This window comes from Rheinheimera baltica (assembly GCF_030731985.1).
GTDB classification, from domain to species: Bacteria; Pseudomonadota; Gammaproteobacteria; order Enterobacterales; family Alteromonadaceae; genus Alishewanella; species Alishewanella baltica.
The window spans coordinates 510,789-529,618 of sequence record NZ_JAPJDY010000002.1; the positions used below are offsets into that span (position 1 = coordinate 510,789).

Annotated in this window: 14 protein-coding genes and 5 pseudogenes; 3 read left to right on the forward strand and 16 right to left on the reverse strand. The window is 48.3% G+C overall.

Annotation, left to right across the window (positions count from 1 at the left end; all coding sequences use genetic code 11):
* Positions 1–26: 26 nt before the first annotated feature.
* The 3 genes from ORJ00_RS05200 to ORJ00_RS05210 all read right to left on the reverse strand — a co-directional run bounded on the left by ORJ00_RS05200 (position 27) and on the right by ORJ00_RS05210 (position 3,352).
* The gene (locus tag ORJ00_RS05200) at positions 27–1,271 is read right to left on the reverse strand and encodes a serine hydrolase domain-containing protein (protein WP_306139188.1); all 1,245 of its coding nucleotides are present in this window, start codon (positions 1,269–1,271) and stop codon (positions 27–29) included.
* 120 nt (positions 1,272–1,391) lie between these two features.
* Positions 1,392–2,939 (reverse strand): M56 family metallopeptidase, encoded by a 1,548-nt coding sequence (locus tag ORJ00_RS05205; protein ID WP_306139189.1) that lies wholly within the window; start codon positions 2,937–2,939, stop codon positions 1,392–1,394.
* A 2-nt stretch (positions 2,940–2,941) separates the two neighbouring features.
* Positions 2,942–3,352 (reverse strand): BlaI/MecI/CopY family transcriptional regulator, encoded by a 411-nt coding sequence (locus ORJ00_RS05210; protein ID WP_027672099.1) that lies wholly within the window; start codon positions 3,350–3,352, stop codon positions 2,942–2,944.
* Between the two features lie 394 nt (positions 3,353–3,746).
* Here ORJ00_RS05210 and ORJ00_RS05215 point away from each other — a divergent pair, with 394 nt between their 5' ends.
* From ORJ00_RS05215 to ORJ00_RS05225, 3 genes are all read left to right on the forward strand, one after another.
* Positions 3,747–5,222, forward strand: coding sequence for a Na+/H+ antiporter NhaC family protein (locus ORJ00_RS05215; protein WP_156886002.1), 1,476 nt, complete (start codon positions 3,747–3,749; stop codon positions 5,220–5,222).
* Positions 5,223–5,530: 308 nt separating this feature from the next.
* Positions 5,531–6,022, forward strand: a complete 492-nt coding sequence (locus tag ORJ00_RS05220) for a TIGR03546 family protein (protein ID WP_306139190.1) — start codon at positions 5,531–5,533, stop codon at positions 6,020–6,022.
* Positions 6,023–6,032: 10 nt separating this feature from the next.
* Positions 6,033–7,784: a TIGR03545 family protein gene (locus tag ORJ00_RS05225; RefSeq protein WP_306139191.1), complete on the forward strand. Its 1,752-nt coding sequence runs from the start codon at positions 6,033–6,035 to the stop codon at positions 7,782–7,784.
* 405 nt (positions 7,785–8,189) lie between these two features.
* Here ORJ00_RS05225 and ORJ00_RS05230 read toward each other — a convergent pair whose 3' ends face one another.
* The 13 genes and pseudogenes from ORJ00_RS05230 to ORJ00_RS18990 form a co-directional block, all read right to left on the reverse strand.
* A complete protein-coding gene (locus ORJ00_RS05230) occupies positions 8,190–8,612 on the reverse strand; it encodes a hypothetical protein (RefSeq protein WP_306139192.1) in 423 nt (140 codons plus the stop codon).
* Positions 8,613–8,617: 5 nt separating this feature from the next.
* A complete protein-coding gene (locus ORJ00_RS05235; protein WP_306139193.1) occupies positions 8,618–9,049 on the reverse strand; it encodes a toxin C-terminal domain-containing protein in 432 nt (143 codons plus the stop codon).
* Between the two features lie 24 nt (positions 9,050–9,073).
* Positions 9,074–9,202, reverse strand: a pseudogene (locus tag ORJ00_RS05240) (RHS repeat-associated core domain-containing protein); the annotation flags it as partial.
* A gap of 59 nt (positions 9,203–9,261) precedes the next feature.
* The gene (locus ORJ00_RS05245; RefSeq protein WP_027671351.1) at positions 9,262–9,792 is read right to left on the reverse strand and encodes a hypothetical protein; all 531 of its coding nucleotides are present in this window, start codon (positions 9,790–9,792) and stop codon (positions 9,262–9,264) included.
* Between the two features lies 1 nt (position 9,793).
* Positions 9,794–9,967, reverse strand: a pseudogene (locus ORJ00_RS18985) (hypothetical protein); the annotation flags it as partial.
* A 21-nt stretch (positions 9,968–9,988) separates the two neighbouring features.
* Positions 9,989–10,429, reverse strand: a pseudogene (locus tag ORJ00_RS05250) (RHS repeat-associated core domain-containing protein); the annotation flags it as partial.
* A gap of 73 nt (positions 10,430–10,502) precedes the next feature.
* Positions 10,503–10,877 (reverse strand): hypothetical protein, encoded by a 375-nt coding sequence (locus tag ORJ00_RS05255; RefSeq protein WP_306139194.1) that lies wholly within the window; start codon positions 10,875–10,877, stop codon positions 10,503–10,505.
* Positions 10,877–11,440, reverse strand: a pseudogene (locus ORJ00_RS05260) (RHS repeat-associated core domain-containing protein); the annotation flags it as partial. The pseudogene ORJ00_RS05260 and the gene ORJ00_RS05255, both read right to left, overlap by 1 nt.
* 56 nt (positions 11,441–11,496) lie before the next feature.
* Positions 11,497–12,021: a hypothetical protein gene (locus ORJ00_RS05265; protein WP_306139195.1), complete on the reverse strand. Its 525-nt coding sequence runs from the start codon at positions 12,019–12,021 to the stop codon at positions 11,497–11,499.
* Positions 11,996–12,202 (reverse strand): hypothetical protein, encoded by a 207-nt coding sequence (locus tag ORJ00_RS05270; protein WP_306139196.1) that lies wholly within the window; start codon positions 12,200–12,202, stop codon positions 11,996–11,998. The genes ORJ00_RS05265 and ORJ00_RS05270 overlap by 26 nt, the downstream gene beginning before the upstream one ends.
* Positions 12,203–12,421: 219 nt before the next feature.
* Positions 12,422–12,583: pseudogene (locus ORJ00_RS05275) on the reverse strand (RHS repeat-associated core domain-containing protein); the annotation flags it as partial.
* Positions 12,584–12,685: 102 nt separating this feature from the next.
* A complete protein-coding gene (locus ORJ00_RS05280) occupies positions 12,686–13,108 on the reverse strand; it encodes a hypothetical protein (RefSeq protein WP_306139197.1) in 423 nt (140 codons plus the stop codon).
* A 6-nt stretch (positions 13,109–13,114) separates the two neighbouring features.
* Positions 13,115–17,422 carry an Lcl domain-containing protein gene (locus ORJ00_RS18990; protein WP_370304638.1) on the reverse strand — a complete coding sequence of 1,436 codons (4,308 nt, stop codon included), beginning with the start codon at positions 17,420–17,422 and terminating at the stop codon, positions 13,115–13,117.
* Between the last annotated feature and the right edge of the window lie 1,408 nt (positions 17,423–18,830).

Here is an 18,830-nt window from a genome sequence, read left to right on the forward strand (position 1 = left end):
TTTTTTAATAACACCAGTGACCGACGCTATACCTTTGGCACTAGCCAATCAGGTGCTATCTGCTGCAAGAATGGCCGGGTGATACGTGCTGCCTGCCCGGCAAAATCGCAGTAGTTTTCTTTTACTGTATTAGCGTTCATCGCAACCACCAGTTGCAGTTCCGGATAAAGTACCAGCCAGCTTTGAGCCCCATCAGACACACCGCCATGATGAACATAGCTAATGTTTCGGCTCAGTGGATTCTGCTTATCACAAAAAAGGGCGTCCTGAGAAAAATGTCGCCAGCCCAAGGCATAAAATTGCTCGTTAACTTCGCCGCTGCTAAGTTGTTGCGGTGTCCAGAATTCTTGCTGTATTGCTGCAGGAATAAAATCCGGATTAAACCAGGCTGAGCCTAATTTGGCTAAATCTGCAGAGCTGGCAATTAAACCACCACCGGCCCATTTTTGGCTTAAATTTACCGGCCAATGTTTTTTCGCATAGCCATCATGAGTAATATAAAAACTTACCCTATTTGCCAAGGCATCTACGGTATCATTATCTGCCGACAACGAGTTCAGTTGCAGTGGCTCACTAACTTCTTGTTGCAGAAACTGCAAAAATGGTTGTTGCATAGCACTTTGCAGTACTGCACTGGCCAGATTTACATCAAAAGAGCTGTAATGAAAATCTGTACCCGGACTAAACAACAGCTCACTGTCATCAAACAGTGCCAGAGCATCTATCACATCCGGAAAATCACGCTGCTTTAGTAGGGTTCTAATAGCCCCAATTCTGTCGGTATTTTCGGCATAACCTGGTAACCCTGCGGTATGAGACATCAATTGCCGTAAAGTAAAGTTTTGCCATGCCGGATTAGGCAACTGCGGCATATACTGGCTAATTGGACTATCAAGGTCGATTTCGCCGGCGGCGACGGCTCTGGCTAACGCGGTTGCTGTAACCGCTTTTGACGTACTGCCGATACGAAACTGGCTGTGTACGGTAGCCGCGGTTTGGTTGGCTAAATCGGCATAGCCTGCAGCCCCTACCCAAACTAATTGCCCGCGCCACGCAACTGCTGCCGTTACTGCTGGTAACTGCTGCTGTTGCTGTGCCAACACCAGTTCAGCCATAGCCTTTTCAGCAGCGTTACCAAAGTCTTGCTGGTATACCTCACTTTGCTGTGGCACTTTGTCAGGTAAGGCTAGCCAGCCTGAAAACCAGTAACCCGCAAGCACTAATGCGGCAACAAATATAATACCAAGCAGGCTTATCAGTATTTTTTTCATCAATTTTGCTCCTAAATTATGTTTGATCCTAGGTTCAAGGCAAAGCTTCGCCTGCAGGCTTAGACGGCCCGTGTTATCAATTAATATCTTGGAAAGGTTGCTAGAGTTATCGTCGAATCATCAGAGAAGAGCTCCCTGCTGAAGTAAGTAGCCTCTAACCTCTTCGGTAGCAGCCCGATTAAGCGCCGATCTGAGCTCCCGGCCATCCATCAGCGTGGCCTCGACTTTAAGATTAACGATGGCACCTACAGCCACCAGGTATTGCACCATCTGCAGGTCGCCAAGATAGCTGGCGTTAATCAACGGCGTTTCATCTGCCAGCACCACAGCATTAACATCAGCACCAGCCTGGACTAACTGTTGCGCCAACTTAAGGTTGCGCCGCTGCACCGCAATAATCAGCGCATTGCCATCACCTCTGCTACTGACATTAACATCGGCTCCGGCGCGCAGTAAAATCTCTACCAATTCGGTGTTTTCATTACGTACCGCCACCATCAGCGGGGTTCCTTCGCCGGGCATGGGGTGATTCAGTTGATAACCTTTTGCAATCAACTGCTGCACTTTGGCTACGTCCTGCCGCTTAATACTGTCGAGTAATTCTTCCAATTGCCCCAGCTGGCTTAGCTTAACCTGGCCGAACTGCTTTGGTAGTTGGGCAACCTGCCACTGCTGCGCCAAACCAAAAGTGATTAGTAGTGTCATAGATATCGCGGTAATCATCACGACAGCCAAAGGGGTTACGTGCTTGCTAGTGCCTTGCAATACATTGTTAATGCGCTGGGCTAGCAGCGGCTGTTGCTGCCATGACATGGCCAGTACTGCCGAGGCAGGGCTTGCTATTTTCTTATTGCAATCGAGTAATGTCTGAGCATACCGGTGGGGCTGCTTTAACCCGGCAACCACAGCAGCATCACAGCTTAGCTCCCGATAGCGATTTAACTGTCGGCATACTAGCCGCCAGCATGGGCTCCAACAGCATAACGTCCCGGCCAGTTGCTGCAGATAAAACGTCAGCAAATCCCGCCGCCGCCAGTGCATCTGTTCGTGCACAATTACATGTTGCAACTGCTCTGCAGACAGGCTACCAAGCCAACTGGCCGGTAACACAATACGTGGGTGGCGTAAGCCCAGCAACATAGCGCTAGCAATCCCCGTGTGCTGATATAACGCAGGCGAAGTAGCTTCATAACCTGGTAAAAACAACGGCTCGGCCTGGCGCCATAAAGTGCGGCTAAGCCGGTAACTCTGATAAAAACGATAACCCTGCAGCAAACAACCTAAAGGTAATAGTAACAAAAGCCATACTGGCGGTGATAATAAGTACAGCAATTGCGGGGTTAAAGCCCAGCGCTGGGTTATTTCTGTGGTTATTTCTACTGGGTGCACTTCGCCAGACAGCAATTGTGTTGTTTGTGCGGACTCTGGCTGCATTGTTGCAAGATCTGTATCGAACAGGCGTGGTTCTGTTTTGTTATCCGAGGTTGGCATTAATATCAGTAAAGGCAATATAAACAGCATAACCGTTAACGCTGTCCACAGGCGCAGCATAAATTGTGGTGCGCTCTGCCATTTACTTTGGCTAAGCCAGTATAGCCAGGGTATAGTAACGGCCGCTAACCCCAGATGAATCAACAGGTAAAACAATAACCAGCTGAATTCAACCATGCTCAGGATTCCTGTTGGCTCTTGTCGGAAGCTAAAAGCGCTTTTGCATCAATTTGTGCCTGAAGATCTTGCTGCAATGCTTCAGGTAATGCTTGTTGTTCTAATAAGTGCTGCGCCAGTAACTCTGGGGAACCAGCAAAAAAACGCTGTAACAATGTGCTTAACGCCTGACTACGAGCTTCTTGTTGTACTGTTATCGCCTGATATACAAAAGCTTTGCCTTGTTTTTCGCACTGCACATGGCCTTTGTCGAGCAAAATACGGCATAAGGTTTGTACCGTAGTATAAGCCACAGCAGACTGCTTGTTGAGCTCAGCAGCAATAGCTTTAACAGAGCACGGCCCATGCTGCCATAACACCTGCATAATTTTTTGCTCTGCACCGGTTAATTCTATTGATTTTGCTCTAGCCATTACCATCACCTACTAAACAATTAGTTTTAAGTTAGCCGTTCTCTATCCAACTTACAACTAATTATTTAGTTTTTAACGATTCATTCAGCGCCAGCGTTTAAGTTTTGCCAATAAATTACCTATCGGTTTACTCACTTGTCAGGCACTACCTACTACAGAGTGGCAAAAGATGTCAGTTGTAGAAAAAATAATTTTTGCTATGATTGCGCGGTATTTCGGCAGCTGGCTGTTAATACACTTGCACTGCGTATTTATGCAGTACAGTTTAGTGTTTAGTGCGTTTGTTTTACGTGCAGCACGGCTGGCAAGGCACCTCGCCGTTGAGTTGGGTTATCTGCTGCAACGGTTCACTTAACTTTTATCCGGCCTGCCGGAAGCGTGATGAGAATAAAAAATGATGTCAGCAGATACCCTGGTTGAGAGTCTCGCCGAACCTGTTGCAGCGGCGGCCGAAGCGGCCGCAACTATAACACCAAGCGCATTAAGTTTAATTCCTCCTATTACTGTTCTGGCCATCGCTATTTGGTTAAAACGGCCTATTCTGGCATTAGTTATGGGTGCCATTGTTGGCCTGTTTTTATTGTCGCCTGTCGGTGCGTTGGATAACTTCGCAGAAACGTCATTGCGCGTAATGCAAGATGAAACCATAGGCTGGCTAATTCTGGTTTGTGGTGGCTTTGGCTCACTTATCGCATTGTTAGTGCATACCGGCGGTGCCTTTGCCTTTGGCCGCGCAGCACAAAATGTAGCTAAAGGCCGTAAGTCATCCCTGATGATGACCTGCTTTTTGGGCATCGTGATCTTTGTTGATGACTATTTAAATGCGCTTACCGTGGGTGAAACCATGAAACGCATTACCGACAAGTACAAAGTGTCGCGCGAAATGCTGGCCTATGTGGTCGACTCGACCGCCGCCCCCATTTGCGTACTGATCCCCATCTCTACCTGGGCGGTGTTTTTTGGTGGCCTGTTGGTGGCAAATGACGTTGCACCCGCTGGAGATACCAGCGGCATTGCCACCTATATTTCTGCCATTCCTTATATGCTGTACGCCTGGCTGGCGATGATTATGGTTATTCTGGTTATCTTAGGCATAGTGCCAATATTTGGCCCGATGAAGAAAGCCGAACTGGCTGCACAGCAAGCAACATTAGCTGCCGTTGATGCACCAAACTCAGCAACCACGGCGCAAGATACTCACTCCGCCGATGATTTTGCCGTACAGTCGTTTGAGCAAGAGTTTGAGCAATCTGACAAAAGCGGCGGCAAACTGCATAACTTCCTGTTACCGATGATTATGTTGGTTGGCTTTACCATTTGGTTTGAAATCGATGTCTGGAAAGGCCTGTTGATGACCTTTGCTATCACCCTGCCATTGTATTTACTGCAGAGGCTGATGAGCATCTCTGAAATGATGGATCAAATGATCCATGGTTTTAAAACCATGCTACCGGCCATTTGTACGGTTATTGCCGCCTTCGTGTTTAAAGATGTTTGCGATCAGTTAGGCCTGCCGCAATATATTATTGATAACCTGGCGCCTTATATGAGTGCGCAGTTATTGCCCGCACTGGTTTTCTTGTCAATGGCGATACTGGCTTTTGCAACGGGTTCTTCCTGGGGTATTTTTGCGGTATCTATACCTATCGTAATGCCATTGGCGTTTGCGGTAGAAGCCGATATTCCGCTGGTTATTGGTGCACTGTTATCAGCAAGTTCGTTTGGTAGCCAGGCCTGTTTCTACAGTGACTCTACGGTACTGGCAGCGCAGGGTTCAGGCTGTAACCTTATGAGCCATGCCTTAACCCAGTTCCCTTATGCCTTTGCGGCTGCGGTGCTGGCGTTTTTTGGTTTCCTGGCGCTGGCTTAGCATGCCATTTGCCTATGCCATAATCGGCGTGTCATTAGCATTATGCTAAACGTTTAAGTGCCATTGGCTTGCCCTAAACTAACCGTTGAAGCCCCGAACGGGCGAAAACGAGCCCCGTGGAGGGGCTCACGGCGTGTTAGTGAGGGCAAACCGATGACCACTGACACCTTAACAGACAGGCATCATCGTTACCGCGCCTCCTTTTTTAATCATCTTTCAATCGCTTGTCACTTTTTTGTCCCTGACAAATAGCCAATAGGCTGTTACCTTATATACCAATAATCTACAGCCTGTTTACCGGAGGCCCTATGCTGACCATGCTGGCTAAAATACTTAAAGTGTTAAACTCTCAGGTATCTCCCTGGCAAATTGGCTGGGCGATAGCGCTGGGGTTGTTTGTCGGCATATTGCCGTTTGGTTTGCTAACGTTGCTGTTGGTGTTATTGGTCTGCCTGCTAACGGTGAACCTGTCTACTTTTATTGTTACGTGGGGCCTGACCGAAGGCTCAATGCTGTTATTCGCCGAACCTTTGGAGCAACTCACCTGGCAATACGCCCAAAATGACGCCTTATTACGCTTTTTAGCAAACAATGAAACCGCGCAACTACTGCATTTGCACCACACCCTAACGCTGGGTGCTTTTATTCTGGGCGTGGTGTTAGCATTCCCTATCGCCTGGTGTAGTAAAATGCTGGTTCTGCAGTATCGCAGCCGCATTATGAGCAATGTGGAAAAATGGAAAGTGACGCAGATGCTCAAAGCCAGCAAGTTGTTTTCGCTGTACGAAAAACTGAATTAAGGAGCACCGAATGATCCGTAAATCCGGTTGGTTAGTGTTTATCGTATTCTTTGCTGCATTACTGGCATTGGTTTATTTATTGGCAGGTCCGGCTATTCGCGTGGGCATGGTTTATAGCCTGGAAAAAGCCGTTGGTGCTGAAGTAAACATTAACAAAGTATCGCTTGAACTGGCGCCGCTGGCGCTGCGCATTAACGACTTACAAATTACTGACGCCGCCAAACCCAGTCACAACAGCATTAGCTTTGGCCATGCCCGGGCAGCGTTAGAGGTATGGCCTGCCCTGTTAGGCTACTACGTTATTGACGAGCTAACGGTAGACGGTTTGCAATATGGTGCACAGCGCAGCAGCATCGGAGATGTTTATCGCGAACCATCACAAGATGGCGAAAAAGTTGATATTGCGGCATTACTGCAGGTCGATTTACCCGATGCAGATGAATTGATTGCCCGCGCCAACCTGCAAACACCAGCAAAAGCTGAAGCGCTAAAGCAACTGGCACTGGTAGAACAGCAAAAACTGAAAACACTGCAAGACAAGCTGCCAACCAAAGACGTTATTGCTCAGTATCAGGCTGATATTAAAGCATTAACTGACAGCAAAATAACTGATGCCGCAGACCTGGCTAAAAAAGTAGAGCAGCTAAGCCAATTAAAAGACAAATTAAAAACCGAGCAAGCCACCCTGGTAGAAGCTAAGCAGTTATTAACGCATAGCCAAAGCGCACTAGCCAATGCCGTGACAGAACTTAAAGATGCCAGTAAAGCAGATTATGCCAAGGTGCAGCAGCTGGCTAATTTAAGTGATGGCGGCCTGGCAGGTATTAGTCAAATTCTACTGGGGGATTTGTGGGCACAGCGTATTACTCAGCTACAAAGCCTTTACGTGCTGGCAAAACCCTATCTTCCTGAGCAAGGTGCTGCCTCAGATACCGCAGATGCCACTCCTGAGGTTGTACTGCCAAACCGGGTACTGCCGTTACCAAACCCTCCTTATCCGAATTTTTGGGTTAAACGAGCCAACGTTAATTGGTTAATTGGTGGTGGTGAAGCCACCATTACACTGCAGGATATCACCGCACAACATGCTTTAATTGACCGGGCGACCCAGTTTACGGTCGACGTTAAGCAGCTGCCTCAGCTGTCAGCTCTTAATATTAATGGTGATTTTGCCATTATGGATAAAATGATAACCAACCTAAACTGGACACTAGAGGGGTTAACCCTGCAAGCAACCCAGTTTGGCAAGGACGATACTGCGCTAGATTTAGCTGCGGGAATGATTACCTCCAATGGCAAGCTAAAACTAACCGATAACCAAATTAACCAGCAGGCCAGTGTTGTGCTTAATGGTGGCAACTTTAGCAGTAGCGGTAATAAGTATCTGCAACAGTTAGCCAGCTTGCTCAACAAGCAACAACAGATCCCACTGAACATTGCCACCACCGGTTTAATTAGCCAACCGGTTGTTAGTATCCGCTCGTCGTTGGATAAAGTACTGGGTGATGCCTTGCTGGGCGAAGCCAAGCAAAAAGTGGCGGCCTATCAAAGCGAGCTGCAAGCGAAGCTAAATACGCAGTTACAAAGCGGTTTAGCCGGCCAGCAAGACTGGGCAGCACTGCTCACACAGCAAGATGGTGAGGTAGCGGATATCAGCGACAACATTGAAAATATGCTTAATGCCAAATTGGCTGATGTAAAAGATCAGGCTAAAGACAAGCTAAAAGACAAACTGTTTAATAAGCTTGGCGGCGGTGAATAAACGTCTGCAAGCTTTAATAACATGGTATTGATGCACTAGTAAGGTTTAACCTGCAGCGTCGAAGTCTAACGAACGACGCTTCGCAAAGCGGCCCTATATCAAAACAAAAAAGCCGCTTTACAGCGGCTTTTACTTGGTTAAAGACGATTATTCTTCGTCGTCTTCGTCATAATCTACATCGTCTTCGTCACTTTCAAAGTAGGTGCCCCAGCCGTCGTACTCTACCTTGTGTTTGTACGCTGAGTCAGCGGGGTCAGACAAAATTGAAATCTTATTTTATACAGAGGTTAAATTTTGATCTGACCCTAAAAATTCTTACTTGGTTAGGCTTGATCTTTTTCCTGCTTCTAATAAAAACTTCACGCTAATGGCGTGCAGTTTTTAAAAGGAGATCCCAGCTAAACGTTACTCTTCTTCATCTGCATACATACTTTCATCGAAAGCATCATAGTGTTGCCTTAACTTCAGCGCCTCAGCTTTGTCACCAATCAGAATAAGATGGTCGCCTTCATCACGAATGGCCTGCAATTTGAAATACCGGAAATCGTAGCTTTCATCAGGGTATTCATGAATTGCCTTTAAATACACTTCAGCATCTGGATTGCGGTCTTCTGCTTTCCAGATTAAAAGCCCTTTCAATAGCACTTGGCTATTTTTATTCTCTGGAAGCGGTTCATCTACTACAACTGAAATTGTCGGCAACCCCATTGAATTACCGAATATATAAACAAATAGCCTATCTTCTGAAAAGCCTTCAATCACGGCAAAAAGTGGCTTAGATACTTCACCCAACTCTCTCAGCTCTTTGATTAATAGATCAACAATCATTAAAACTAACCTCCAACCGGATTGAGAGCAGCATCAACTGTCCCGGTGCGTGTATTCTTGCTGCCTAAATCTTTAACAGAGTCAGCTATTTTCCATACTCCGCCATTGTGTGAGCCCTTGCCATCACCGCTACCAACGTCACGAGTTATATACTGCTTTGTTTTTTTGTTGTAATAAACCGCCTGATCGTGGACTCTAGATTTAATTTTCTCAAAACCTAACTTCTTCGCTGCGGCGGTTGCTTCGCCTGTCGTCTTGTAAAAGACCTCGCCTTTACCGGCTTTAATACCCCTAGGCCCGACGCCCCCAGTAAACGCGCCTTGCAGTGCTGCTGCACCTACTTGCCAGTAGTCGACACAGCCTAGTGAACGGCCTTCTATTACCACCTGCCACAGGAATTCTTTGGCGGCACCAAACAGTGCCCGGCCAACGATCACCTGCAGAATTTCCCCGGTTGGGTCAATAAAGTTTACCGGGTCACCCAGTACGTAGCCGTATAAGTTACTATCACCCCCGCCAAAGCGGATGGGGTCTTTACTGGTCCAGCGGCCGGTTTGTGCATCGTAATCGCGTGCACCAAAGCGGGTTAAACAGGTATCGTCACCAAAATAAAGCCGCTTTTAAGCGGCTTTATTTTGGCTGGAAAATTTTACTCATCACTCCAAATATCATACCAATCGTAAACGTACACACCTTTCTGCGGTTTAACTATTTCGTCAATCGGCACATCATCCGGTAACGCTAGGAACCAATAAAAGCCGTCTGACATATCTGAAAAACATGCTCCTGTTTTGACATCTTTTACTCCAACCTGCACGACGTCCCGCAGACTAAGTTGATATATATATACTTTTTCAATATTACTAAGCGTATTAAACTCTTTATCAACTAAGTAAGGCAAATCGATATTTGGAAGTAAATTACTGAACGCTGCTACTTTTTCATCAGGGGAGTTGAAATCGTCATCATCGAGGAAGAACTTCAAATGATGGGTATTAAACTCTCCCTCATTAAAATACTCGAAAAAATTAGATACAACCTCCAAAAATTGCTGCTCAACAATATAATACTCTTCTGGGTAATGGCTTTGTCCAGCTTTTAAAAGCTCTGATCCAAGCATCCAGTCACTCATATAATCCGGGTTGTCATAGTCATATTTGCAAACCTTAAAATACTGCATATCAACCGCCGATTTTATTCATATTTGCGTCATAAGAACCTAGCCTAGAGTCTTTCGACTTACGTCCGGCTTCAGCCTGCTTCTGATTTGCATAGCCTTTAAACATTTCAGGACCATGACCTGTATCTGATTTACCAATCCAAGCTGGATCAGCTTTCGGTTTGTGGAAAATAGGGCCATGTGAGTTACTGCCTTTCTATACATAGCCATTTCTGGTTGCTGCTTCTCTCGCTTGTTTATTCGTATATTGAGATTTGGCGGTACCACGAATGCCACTTCGTGCGGCATTTCCACCCACTCCCCCGGTAAACGCACCTTGAAGCGCTGCCGCACCTACCTGCCAGTAGTCGACACAGCCCAGTGAGCGGCCTTCTACAATGACCTGCCACAGGAACTCTTTGGCGGCACCAAACAGCGCCCGGCCAACGATAACCTGCAGTATCTCCCCGGTGGGGTCAATAAAGTTTACCGGGTCGCCCAGTACATAACCGTATAAGTTACTGTCGCCACCGCCAAAGCGGATAGGGTCTTTACTGTTCCAGCGGCCGGTTTGGGCGTCGTAATCGCGCGCACCAAAGCGGGTTAAACCGGTATCAGCATCATACAAGCCACCGGCCCAGCCGAATGGCTGAAAGCCTGGGTTGGTGTCTTAATATTTTTATCTGAACCCAGTTTTACGAGCTTCAAATAAGAACAATCCGAATTAAAAATTAATTCTTTTTGGCTCTCCATTCAGTACTATCAAAAGCCTGAATAATTATTTCACAGGATGAGAAATCATCCTTTGCGAGATCTTCACCAACAAATTCAACATTGGGGTCAAGTGCAATAATTAAACATTCAATAGTTTGCTCCAAACTCTGAGCGAAAACTATCAGCTCATCCCAACTCATTTTAAACCCAGTTGAATCGGATCTAATAGCATCTTCAAATTCATCCATAGATAAATCATTTGGCGCTTGACCAATGCCATTAAAGTCTAAAACAGACCAATTGAGATTGTTCGGCTCAATTCCATTTAACCAGTCAATTAACTGCACGCGAGTGCCATCAGGCCTAAACATATTATTTGATTCTATTGTCATTACGGCATCCCTAATGGTTTAGCTGGTCCATGCTGAGGAGTTCCCCCGGTTGGATTTGGAACCCAGTCATGCTGATGCGGATTTGTGTGATTTTGTGGTCTCCCATGATCAGTAAAATCTATATCCCGAACGGGTTTACCATTCCCGTCAAACTCTCTAGCCTGGGTATAATCACCATTTCGGCCTTTCTTTGTACCAAGCTGAGTATGTGGTGCATCTGAATCGGGGACCGGGTTTCCGTTTTTATCTCTAGGTAATTTTCTATCGGGGCGATAACTTCCTGCGTTCTTTGCAACACCCCTCGGCCCACCCCCCCCAGTAAACGCACCCTGTAGTGCTGCTGCACCTACTTGCCAGTAGTCGACACAGCCCAGTGAGCGGCCTTCTATTACTACCTGCCACAGGAATTCTTTGGCAGCACCAAACAGTGCCCGGCCGACGATTACTTGCAGTATCTCCCCGGTTGGGTCAATAAAGTTTACCGGGTCACCCAGTACGTAACCGTATAAGTTACTGTCACCGCCGCCAAAGCGGATGGGGTCTTTACTGGTCCATCGGCCGGTTTGGGCATCGTAATCAGAACAAAGCCGCTTTTAAGCGGCTGGCTTTATCTACCGAATTAAAAAATGAATTGAGTGGGATAACATTCAATATAAATCGCCCTATTGAATTCCCAATCATTTTCAATAGACATCACATCCCGAAAGCATCGGTAATATGTATTAAGCTCCATTCCTTCTACTTTAGCCAAGCCAAGCTCAACTGGAACTCTATATTCTTCCGATTTTTCTGGAAACTTTGCCTTATCCCTGTCTAGAAGATAGATACTAGGTGGCTCATCTGAAAGCTGGCTATATAGTGGTTTAGTATCATCCCAAAAGCTCAGGTAATCTGAACAATCTAATGGAAGAACCAAGACAGGCATAAACTCAGCAATACAGCCTTTTTTAATAATTTCACTTACTAGTTCAAAAAAAACATTTATTGAGAAATCTAGTAACTCTTCACCTTTAAGTTCGATTTCTACAAAAGATGAAACATGGGCGGTTAAAAGGTAAACCTGCCCCTTTAACCGCATTGAATCATCGAGCCAATGAGAAAAAGCCTTAATTACGTCTTTATTTTTTAGGTAAACTCCAGCCATTTTGTTGCACCCACTTTGCTTGCTGACTTGTCAATTTTGTACCGCCATGTTTCCAAGTACCATCAATATTCAATGCAGAACCATCTTTAAAGTGGATATGCGCTTGCTCTCCTTTAACTTTACCTACATCAACACGCGTAACACCATCAGGCGCATCACCCCGCTTGATTTGCTGATTCATTTGGTTAGGGCTTTTGAATTTGCCAGCACCTTTACCGGCCTTAACACCCCTCGGCCCAACGCCCCCGGTAAACGCGCCCTGCAACGCTGCCGCACCTACCTGCCAGTAGTCAACACAGCCCAGTGAGCGGCCTTCTATGACTACCTGGTAAAGGAACTCTCTGGCGGCACCAAACAGTGCCCGGCCGACGATAACCTGCAGTATCTCCCCGGTTGGGTCAATAAAGTTTACCGGGTCACCCAGTACGTACCCGTATAAGTTACTATCGCCACCACCAAAGCGGATTGGGTCTTTACTGGTCCAGCGGCCGGTTTGGGCGTCGTAATCGCGGGCACCAAAGCGGGTTAAACCGGTATCGGTGTCGTACAGGCCGCCGGCCCAGCCGAATGGCTCCCTTTACTCTGCCAAGAGTAATCTTTTTCCCGCGTCTAATGAAAACTGCACGCTTTTAGCGTGCAGTTATTAAAAAAAACCAGCTAAACGTTACTCTTCTTCATCTGCATACATACTTTCATCGAACGCATCATAGTGCTGTCTTAACTCCAGCGCCTCAGCCTTGTCACCAATCAGAATAAGATGGTCGCTTTCATCACGAATGGTCTGCAATTTGAAATACCGGAAATCGTAGCTTTCATCAGGGTATTCAAAAATGCTTTCCAAATACACTTCAGAATCTGGATAATTATCTTCATTTATCCAGATAAAAAGTTCTTCTAACAACACTTTGCTGTTTTTGTTCTTTGGTAGAGGCTCATCGACAGTAATCAATATTGTTGGATAATCCTCCAAGCAACCAAACCGACAGACAAAAAGCCTGCGCGAAGAATCACCTCCAATCAATGAAAAAAGCGGCTTGGATGTACCATCTGGTAATCGCAGTTTTTCAATTAATTCTGAAGCTAACATATCCGGTTATTTCCCTATTTTGTTCAGTGCAGCGTCAAAGGTACCACCACGGGTGTTATTGCTTCCCAGCTCTTTAACCGACTTGGCTTTTTTCCAAACGCCACCGTTATGTGAGCCATTGCCATCACCACTACCAACATCACGTGATATGTATTCTTTCGTTTTTCTGTTGTAATAAACCGCTTGGTCATGAACTTTGTCTTTAATCTTCACAAAACCTAACTTCTTCGCTGCGGCGGTTGCTTCGCCTGTCGTCTTGTAAAAGACCTCGCCTTTACCGGCTTTAATACCCCTCGGCCCAACGCCCCCAGTAAACGCGCCTTGCAGTGCTGCCGCACCTACCTGCCAGTAGTCGACACAGCCCAGTGAGCGGCCTTCTATTACTACCTGCCACAGAAACTCTTTGGCGGCACCAAACAGTGCCCGGCCAACGATAACCTGCAGTATCTCCCCGGTTGGGTCAATAAAGTTTACCGGGTCGCCTAGTACGTAGCCGTATAAGTTACTGTCGCCGCCGCCAAAACGGATAGGGTCTTTACTGGTCCATCTTCCTGTTACCGGGTCGTAATCGCGCGCACCAAAGCGGGTTAAACCGGTGTCGGTGTCGTACAGGCCACCGGCCCAGCCGAAGGGCTGAAAACCAGGGTTAGTGTCTTGGGTAACAATACCAAACTCATCATAGCTAAGCTGCTGGGCTATGTCGCCAGTTTGGCTGTTTACCACCAGCCGCACCGAGCCTAACTGGTCGGTAATAAAGCGATAAGTTATACCGCCTTTTACCATATAGTCTGGCACGTTGCCCAGGCTGCCATAGACAAAACGTGCAACCACGTTGTTATTGGCATCTAACTGCGCTACCGGGTTTAACTGGTCGCCATACAATAAACCATATTGCACTGTGCCATTTACCGTTTTACCTACCCGGCGGTTGCTGGCGTCAATCAGGTATTCAATGCTGGTAACACCTGCACCGCTATCAGGTAGCGTAACGCTTTGCAGGTTGCCAAACACATCGTACTGGTACTGGGTAACAGCATCACCGCACTGCTTTTGCTGCAATTCGCCATTGGCGCTGTAGCTGTAGCTGCAGGTGCCATGCGTTAGCAGCCGGTCTTGCGCATCATAGCTTGCGCTTACCACGCCACTGCCGCTGGTTTTACTTAGGCGGTTGCCGTTGGCGTCGAAGCTGTATTCTACCGTGTCGCCATTTCGCACTACCTTGTACAGGCGGCCATTACTGTTGTAGTGGTAATCGCTTACTACGGTGTCTGCGCCAACAATTTCGGTTTTACGCGTTATCCGCCCCAGGTTGTCGCGCACCAGTGCCATGCTATGCAGTGGCTGGCTGTTAAACCGGCTGGTTACGCTGTTTAACTCGGCAAAGTCGTTGTGCTCAAGTACACTACTGATATTACCCAGTTGCGTAGCGGTTAGCACGCCGCCTTGTTGCGCAGCCAGGGTAAGGTTTAGGTTACCCGCAGCGGTAATTAAACCATCAGCGTCATAGCTGTAAGCCACACAGTCGCCGCCGTTAATGCACTGCGCCGTTACCGCAAAGTCATTATTGTAGCTGTAGCTTACTTCACCGTTTATTAACCCGCTCCAGCTTTCGGTTAGCGGTAAATTACCGTCGTAGCTATAGCTGTTGTGTATGCCATACGGCGAAGTGACTGCCGTTAACTGGCCATGCGTATTGTAGCTGTACGCGTAATCTCCCTGCGGCGCCTGAAGGCTTTGCAGCTGCGAGCTGCCCGTAGCATAACTGAAGTTAATTTGCTGGCTGTCTGGCCGTGTTATACCGGTAAGCTTGCGGTCACGGTCGTAATGGTAATGCGTAGTGGGCACAGTGGCACCGGCTACTGCCGGCGGCGTGTAAGCCGACTCGTTACCCACACCATTGTAATGGAACTGGTGCGCCGGTTGGCCTGGCGGCGTTAAACTGCTAACGTTGCCGTTGCTGTCGTAGCTTAGTACCAGTTCAGTGCCGTCCGGATACCGGGTTGAGGTAACCCGGCCCATTACATCGTAGCTGTACTCGGTAACATAACCCTCTGCATCAGTAACCGCGGTAACATTACCTTTGCCATGGGCGGCGTATTCAAACTGCGTTAGCCTGTCACCCGCATGCGTTTGCACTAAACGGCCACGGCTGTCATAGCGGTAGTGTTCTGTAGCCAAACCACTTACCTGCACCGAGCTTAACAACAGGGTTTGCGGGTCATACTGGTACACCACTTCACGCTGTGCGGCGCTAAGTTCGATTTTAACACCCGTAACAGCATCGTTATGAATGGTACTGACTTTACCATTGGTATTTATTGAAACCGTTACGCGGCTGGTGTCAGTGCCATTGCTGCCATACTGCTTTTGTAGCACCGTTTGCTGTTGCAAGCCCGATGGCATGGTATTGCTGATATTGGCCGGTATTGGCTGGCCGGTTACCGCATCGCGGGTTTTATCCACCACACTGCTTACGCCGGCACTCTGGTAGCTGTTACGCAGGCCATCTGCTGCGCGAATGCTTTGCTGCAAACTATCGTCAGTAAAGCGGATACGCTGCTGCAAATCGCCGTTGCTAAGCTTAGACAACTGCGTTTCATACAGGTTGTCTTCTGCCGTGGTATAGCCATAGCGTAAATTACCGGTGTAGGCATCGCGCTCACTGAAGAAGCGCCAAATGCCGCCTTCGCTGTCATCGCTGTAGCTAATACGGCCGTGCTGGTCGTAGCCGCGGCTAAACAGGTGGCCGTTAGGGTCGCGTTTTTCAATGATTTGGCCATTAACGTAACTAAAGCTATATGCGCTGTTATCAGCGTACTGCACAGCACGCAAATCGTGCTGATGATCAACATTTAAGCGGGTGATATAGCCGTCACTGGTTTCCAGCTCTGTCGCTACGCCATTGCTGTCGCGGCGAATGGTTAAGCTGTTATCAAACCTATCGCGCACTGCCACCAACTGGCCGGCACTGTTGTAGTCAAAGTGCATTAACACCTTGCCTGTTACTTGATCCAGCGTACGAACATGTTTGCCGCTGCGGTCAAACACATAAGGGCTCTTGATACGGGTTAAGTCGTTACGTACACAGCGGGCGTAGTATTGCTCGGTGTGCTCATAGCGGTGGTGCGAGTAACCGGCGCTTTCCAGAGCCCAGGCTTGAGTCGCTGCCGCCATAACATTCGGCGTAGATGCCCAGTAAGGCCGACGGAAGTCAACCCCAGGTGACCAGGGCCTGCCCTGCTGCATTTCCGGCAAGCTGGTTTGATGCGAAAATACAGTGTTTGGCAGGGCATAGCTAAGCTCGTTTACGTTAGGTAAGCGCCAGTCTTCAAAACCGGCGTGGTCTAGGTTTTCACAGTAATCAATAGCTTGCTGCCAGCCAAACTGCAAACTGCTGTTTGCCGGGCTGTCCTGCCACATTAGACCGGTGGCACTGTCTACCACCACCTCATCTGCGGGGCTGGCTTGCAGTTCGCGGCTGTATTTTTCGTCCAGCGGCTCGCCACTGACACATAGCGCCGGGATCATCCGGTTATCCGGGTTATAGGTGTTTTGCTTCCAGTAGCTTTGCATTTCTGTGGTGTACATCGCCATAAACTGCACGTTAGCCGCTTTATCTATGGTGTATGCCACTTCTTTTGACGTCGGCAGGCGCCACGGCAGAGCTGTATCCGGGTTTTGTGGCAAGGCGGCACAATAGCTGTTTGCCTGCGCTTTGGTTGCAAAGCGCACGGCTGGGCTGGTTAGGTGCTGCCATTGCAAACCGGTAACATTGTCCTGTACCGTGCCATGGCTGGTAATGCTATAGCTGATATCGGCACCAAATTGCTGGTAACTACCATCATCACCCGGGTATTGGCTTTCGGTTATTCCGGTTTTTAGCACCTTGCCGGCGGCTTCAACGTCCATCGTACTGCCGTCACCCAAATAAATACGGTTGAACGGGCTAAGTACATGGTGCTCAGACAATGACCAACCATTGGCTATCGGGCTTTGCGGTATGTTAAACAGCGGTACTACGTTACTGCTCCAGCGCACATCGTTTTCGCGGCCGGCCACATTGGTAACGGTTTGGCCCCACTGCGCCCAAGCCATAGGGAAGCTGCTTAACGGCTGGCCACTGCTGGCTGCGTTGCCAGAGCTTAAGTAAGCTGCAGGATACGCATAACCAATGCGTAGTTGCGCGCGAACACCGCCTTCAACCCGTTTACCTGCGGCGTTAGTACCATCCCAGATAAACTCTACCTGCTGGTTAATCGCCGGAGCAAAGCGCTGCTCAAACAACCTGCCGGCCACTTCAAGCGTGGCGATCATTTCCACCACGCCTGGCGGCAACTCATCATCACTTACCGTGGCAGTAATTTTGTGCTGGTAGCCTGCAGTGCGTTGGCTGGAATAATGCAGTGCTATGCCCGTACCGGTAATGCCAATATCATCATGCAGTACCAATGGTTTAGGAGTAACATAAGAGCCAACTGCGGTACATTCTTCAATATCCAGCTCGGTTTCACCATTGGCGTCGGCATCCGGATTATTTGGGTCACGCCCGTCTGAGCCGGCCGACCAATTCAAATCATAGGGCGTCATATGGTCAAACGCGGCGCGCCATAGCGTATCGCCAGCAGCGTAACCGGTTAAGCCAATAGCTTCATCAGCTGTAATGCCGTCGCTATTAATATCATCGGCGATGCCATCATCGTTGTAGTCAACGCCATCTACTGTGCCGTCGCCGTTAGTATCCAGCAGGCGCACCACCACACCATTGGGCGAGGCTATCCATTTCGAGATAGTGCGGTCGAAGTAGCCCACCGGCACGATTTCGCCTACCGGGAAGCCGAGGAAGTTATCTAAGTACAGTACCACGTCAGCGTTGTAATGCACTGAGTCGGTGTAGTGAGTGCCATCAACATGTAAGTCTGACGCCCAGGTAAAGGCGGTTTCCGCAGGCAATTCACCTGGCATTGAGGCCGGGGTTTCAAACTCGGTGGCGCTGAACATAAACTGCGATATCGGCCGACGCGCGCCGTTTTGGCTGCGGATCTCGGCTGAGGTAATGCCATTAAACACTACCGTAGCGCGGCGTTCGCCAAATTCATCGCTTATAACCGATGACTGGTGCACCTGCGCTGTACCGGCGGTTAAATCGATCAGGCTTTGTTTGCTGTCGCGTTCAAGCAAAGTGACATTTGGCAATGCCGCCCAGCTGCTACTGGCTCCAATAGTGCTGCGCTGCAGTACCACATAGCCCGGTTTTTCATACACGACGGTTTGCTCACCGGCCGGGCCGGCTAGCATAAAGCGGCCATCCGCATTGGTTTTAACCGAGCCATATTCCGACGCATTTAACAGGCTTAGCTGCACGTCGGCCATTGGGTAGCCATAGCGGTCTTGCACCACACCGCTATATACCGCCACCGCCAGTGGGTTAATGCTGCGTACGGTGGCATTTTCAGCTATGTAAGCTTTTAATGGCTCAGCTTCAGTGCCATTTAATATTGTGGTATCGGCAGGTTCGCCAATGCTGATATACACTCGGTTAGATTCAATACCGGCCAGACTAACCGATACCGTGGTATCGCCCGCTTGCTCGGCATACAGCACACCATTTTGTACCGACACTACCGAGTAAGCATCGGCTTTAAACTGCGCCAAGGCAGTTAAATCACGCTGGCTGCCATCGCTGTAAATACCGGTAACGGTTAACTGGGTGCTTTGGCCCAGC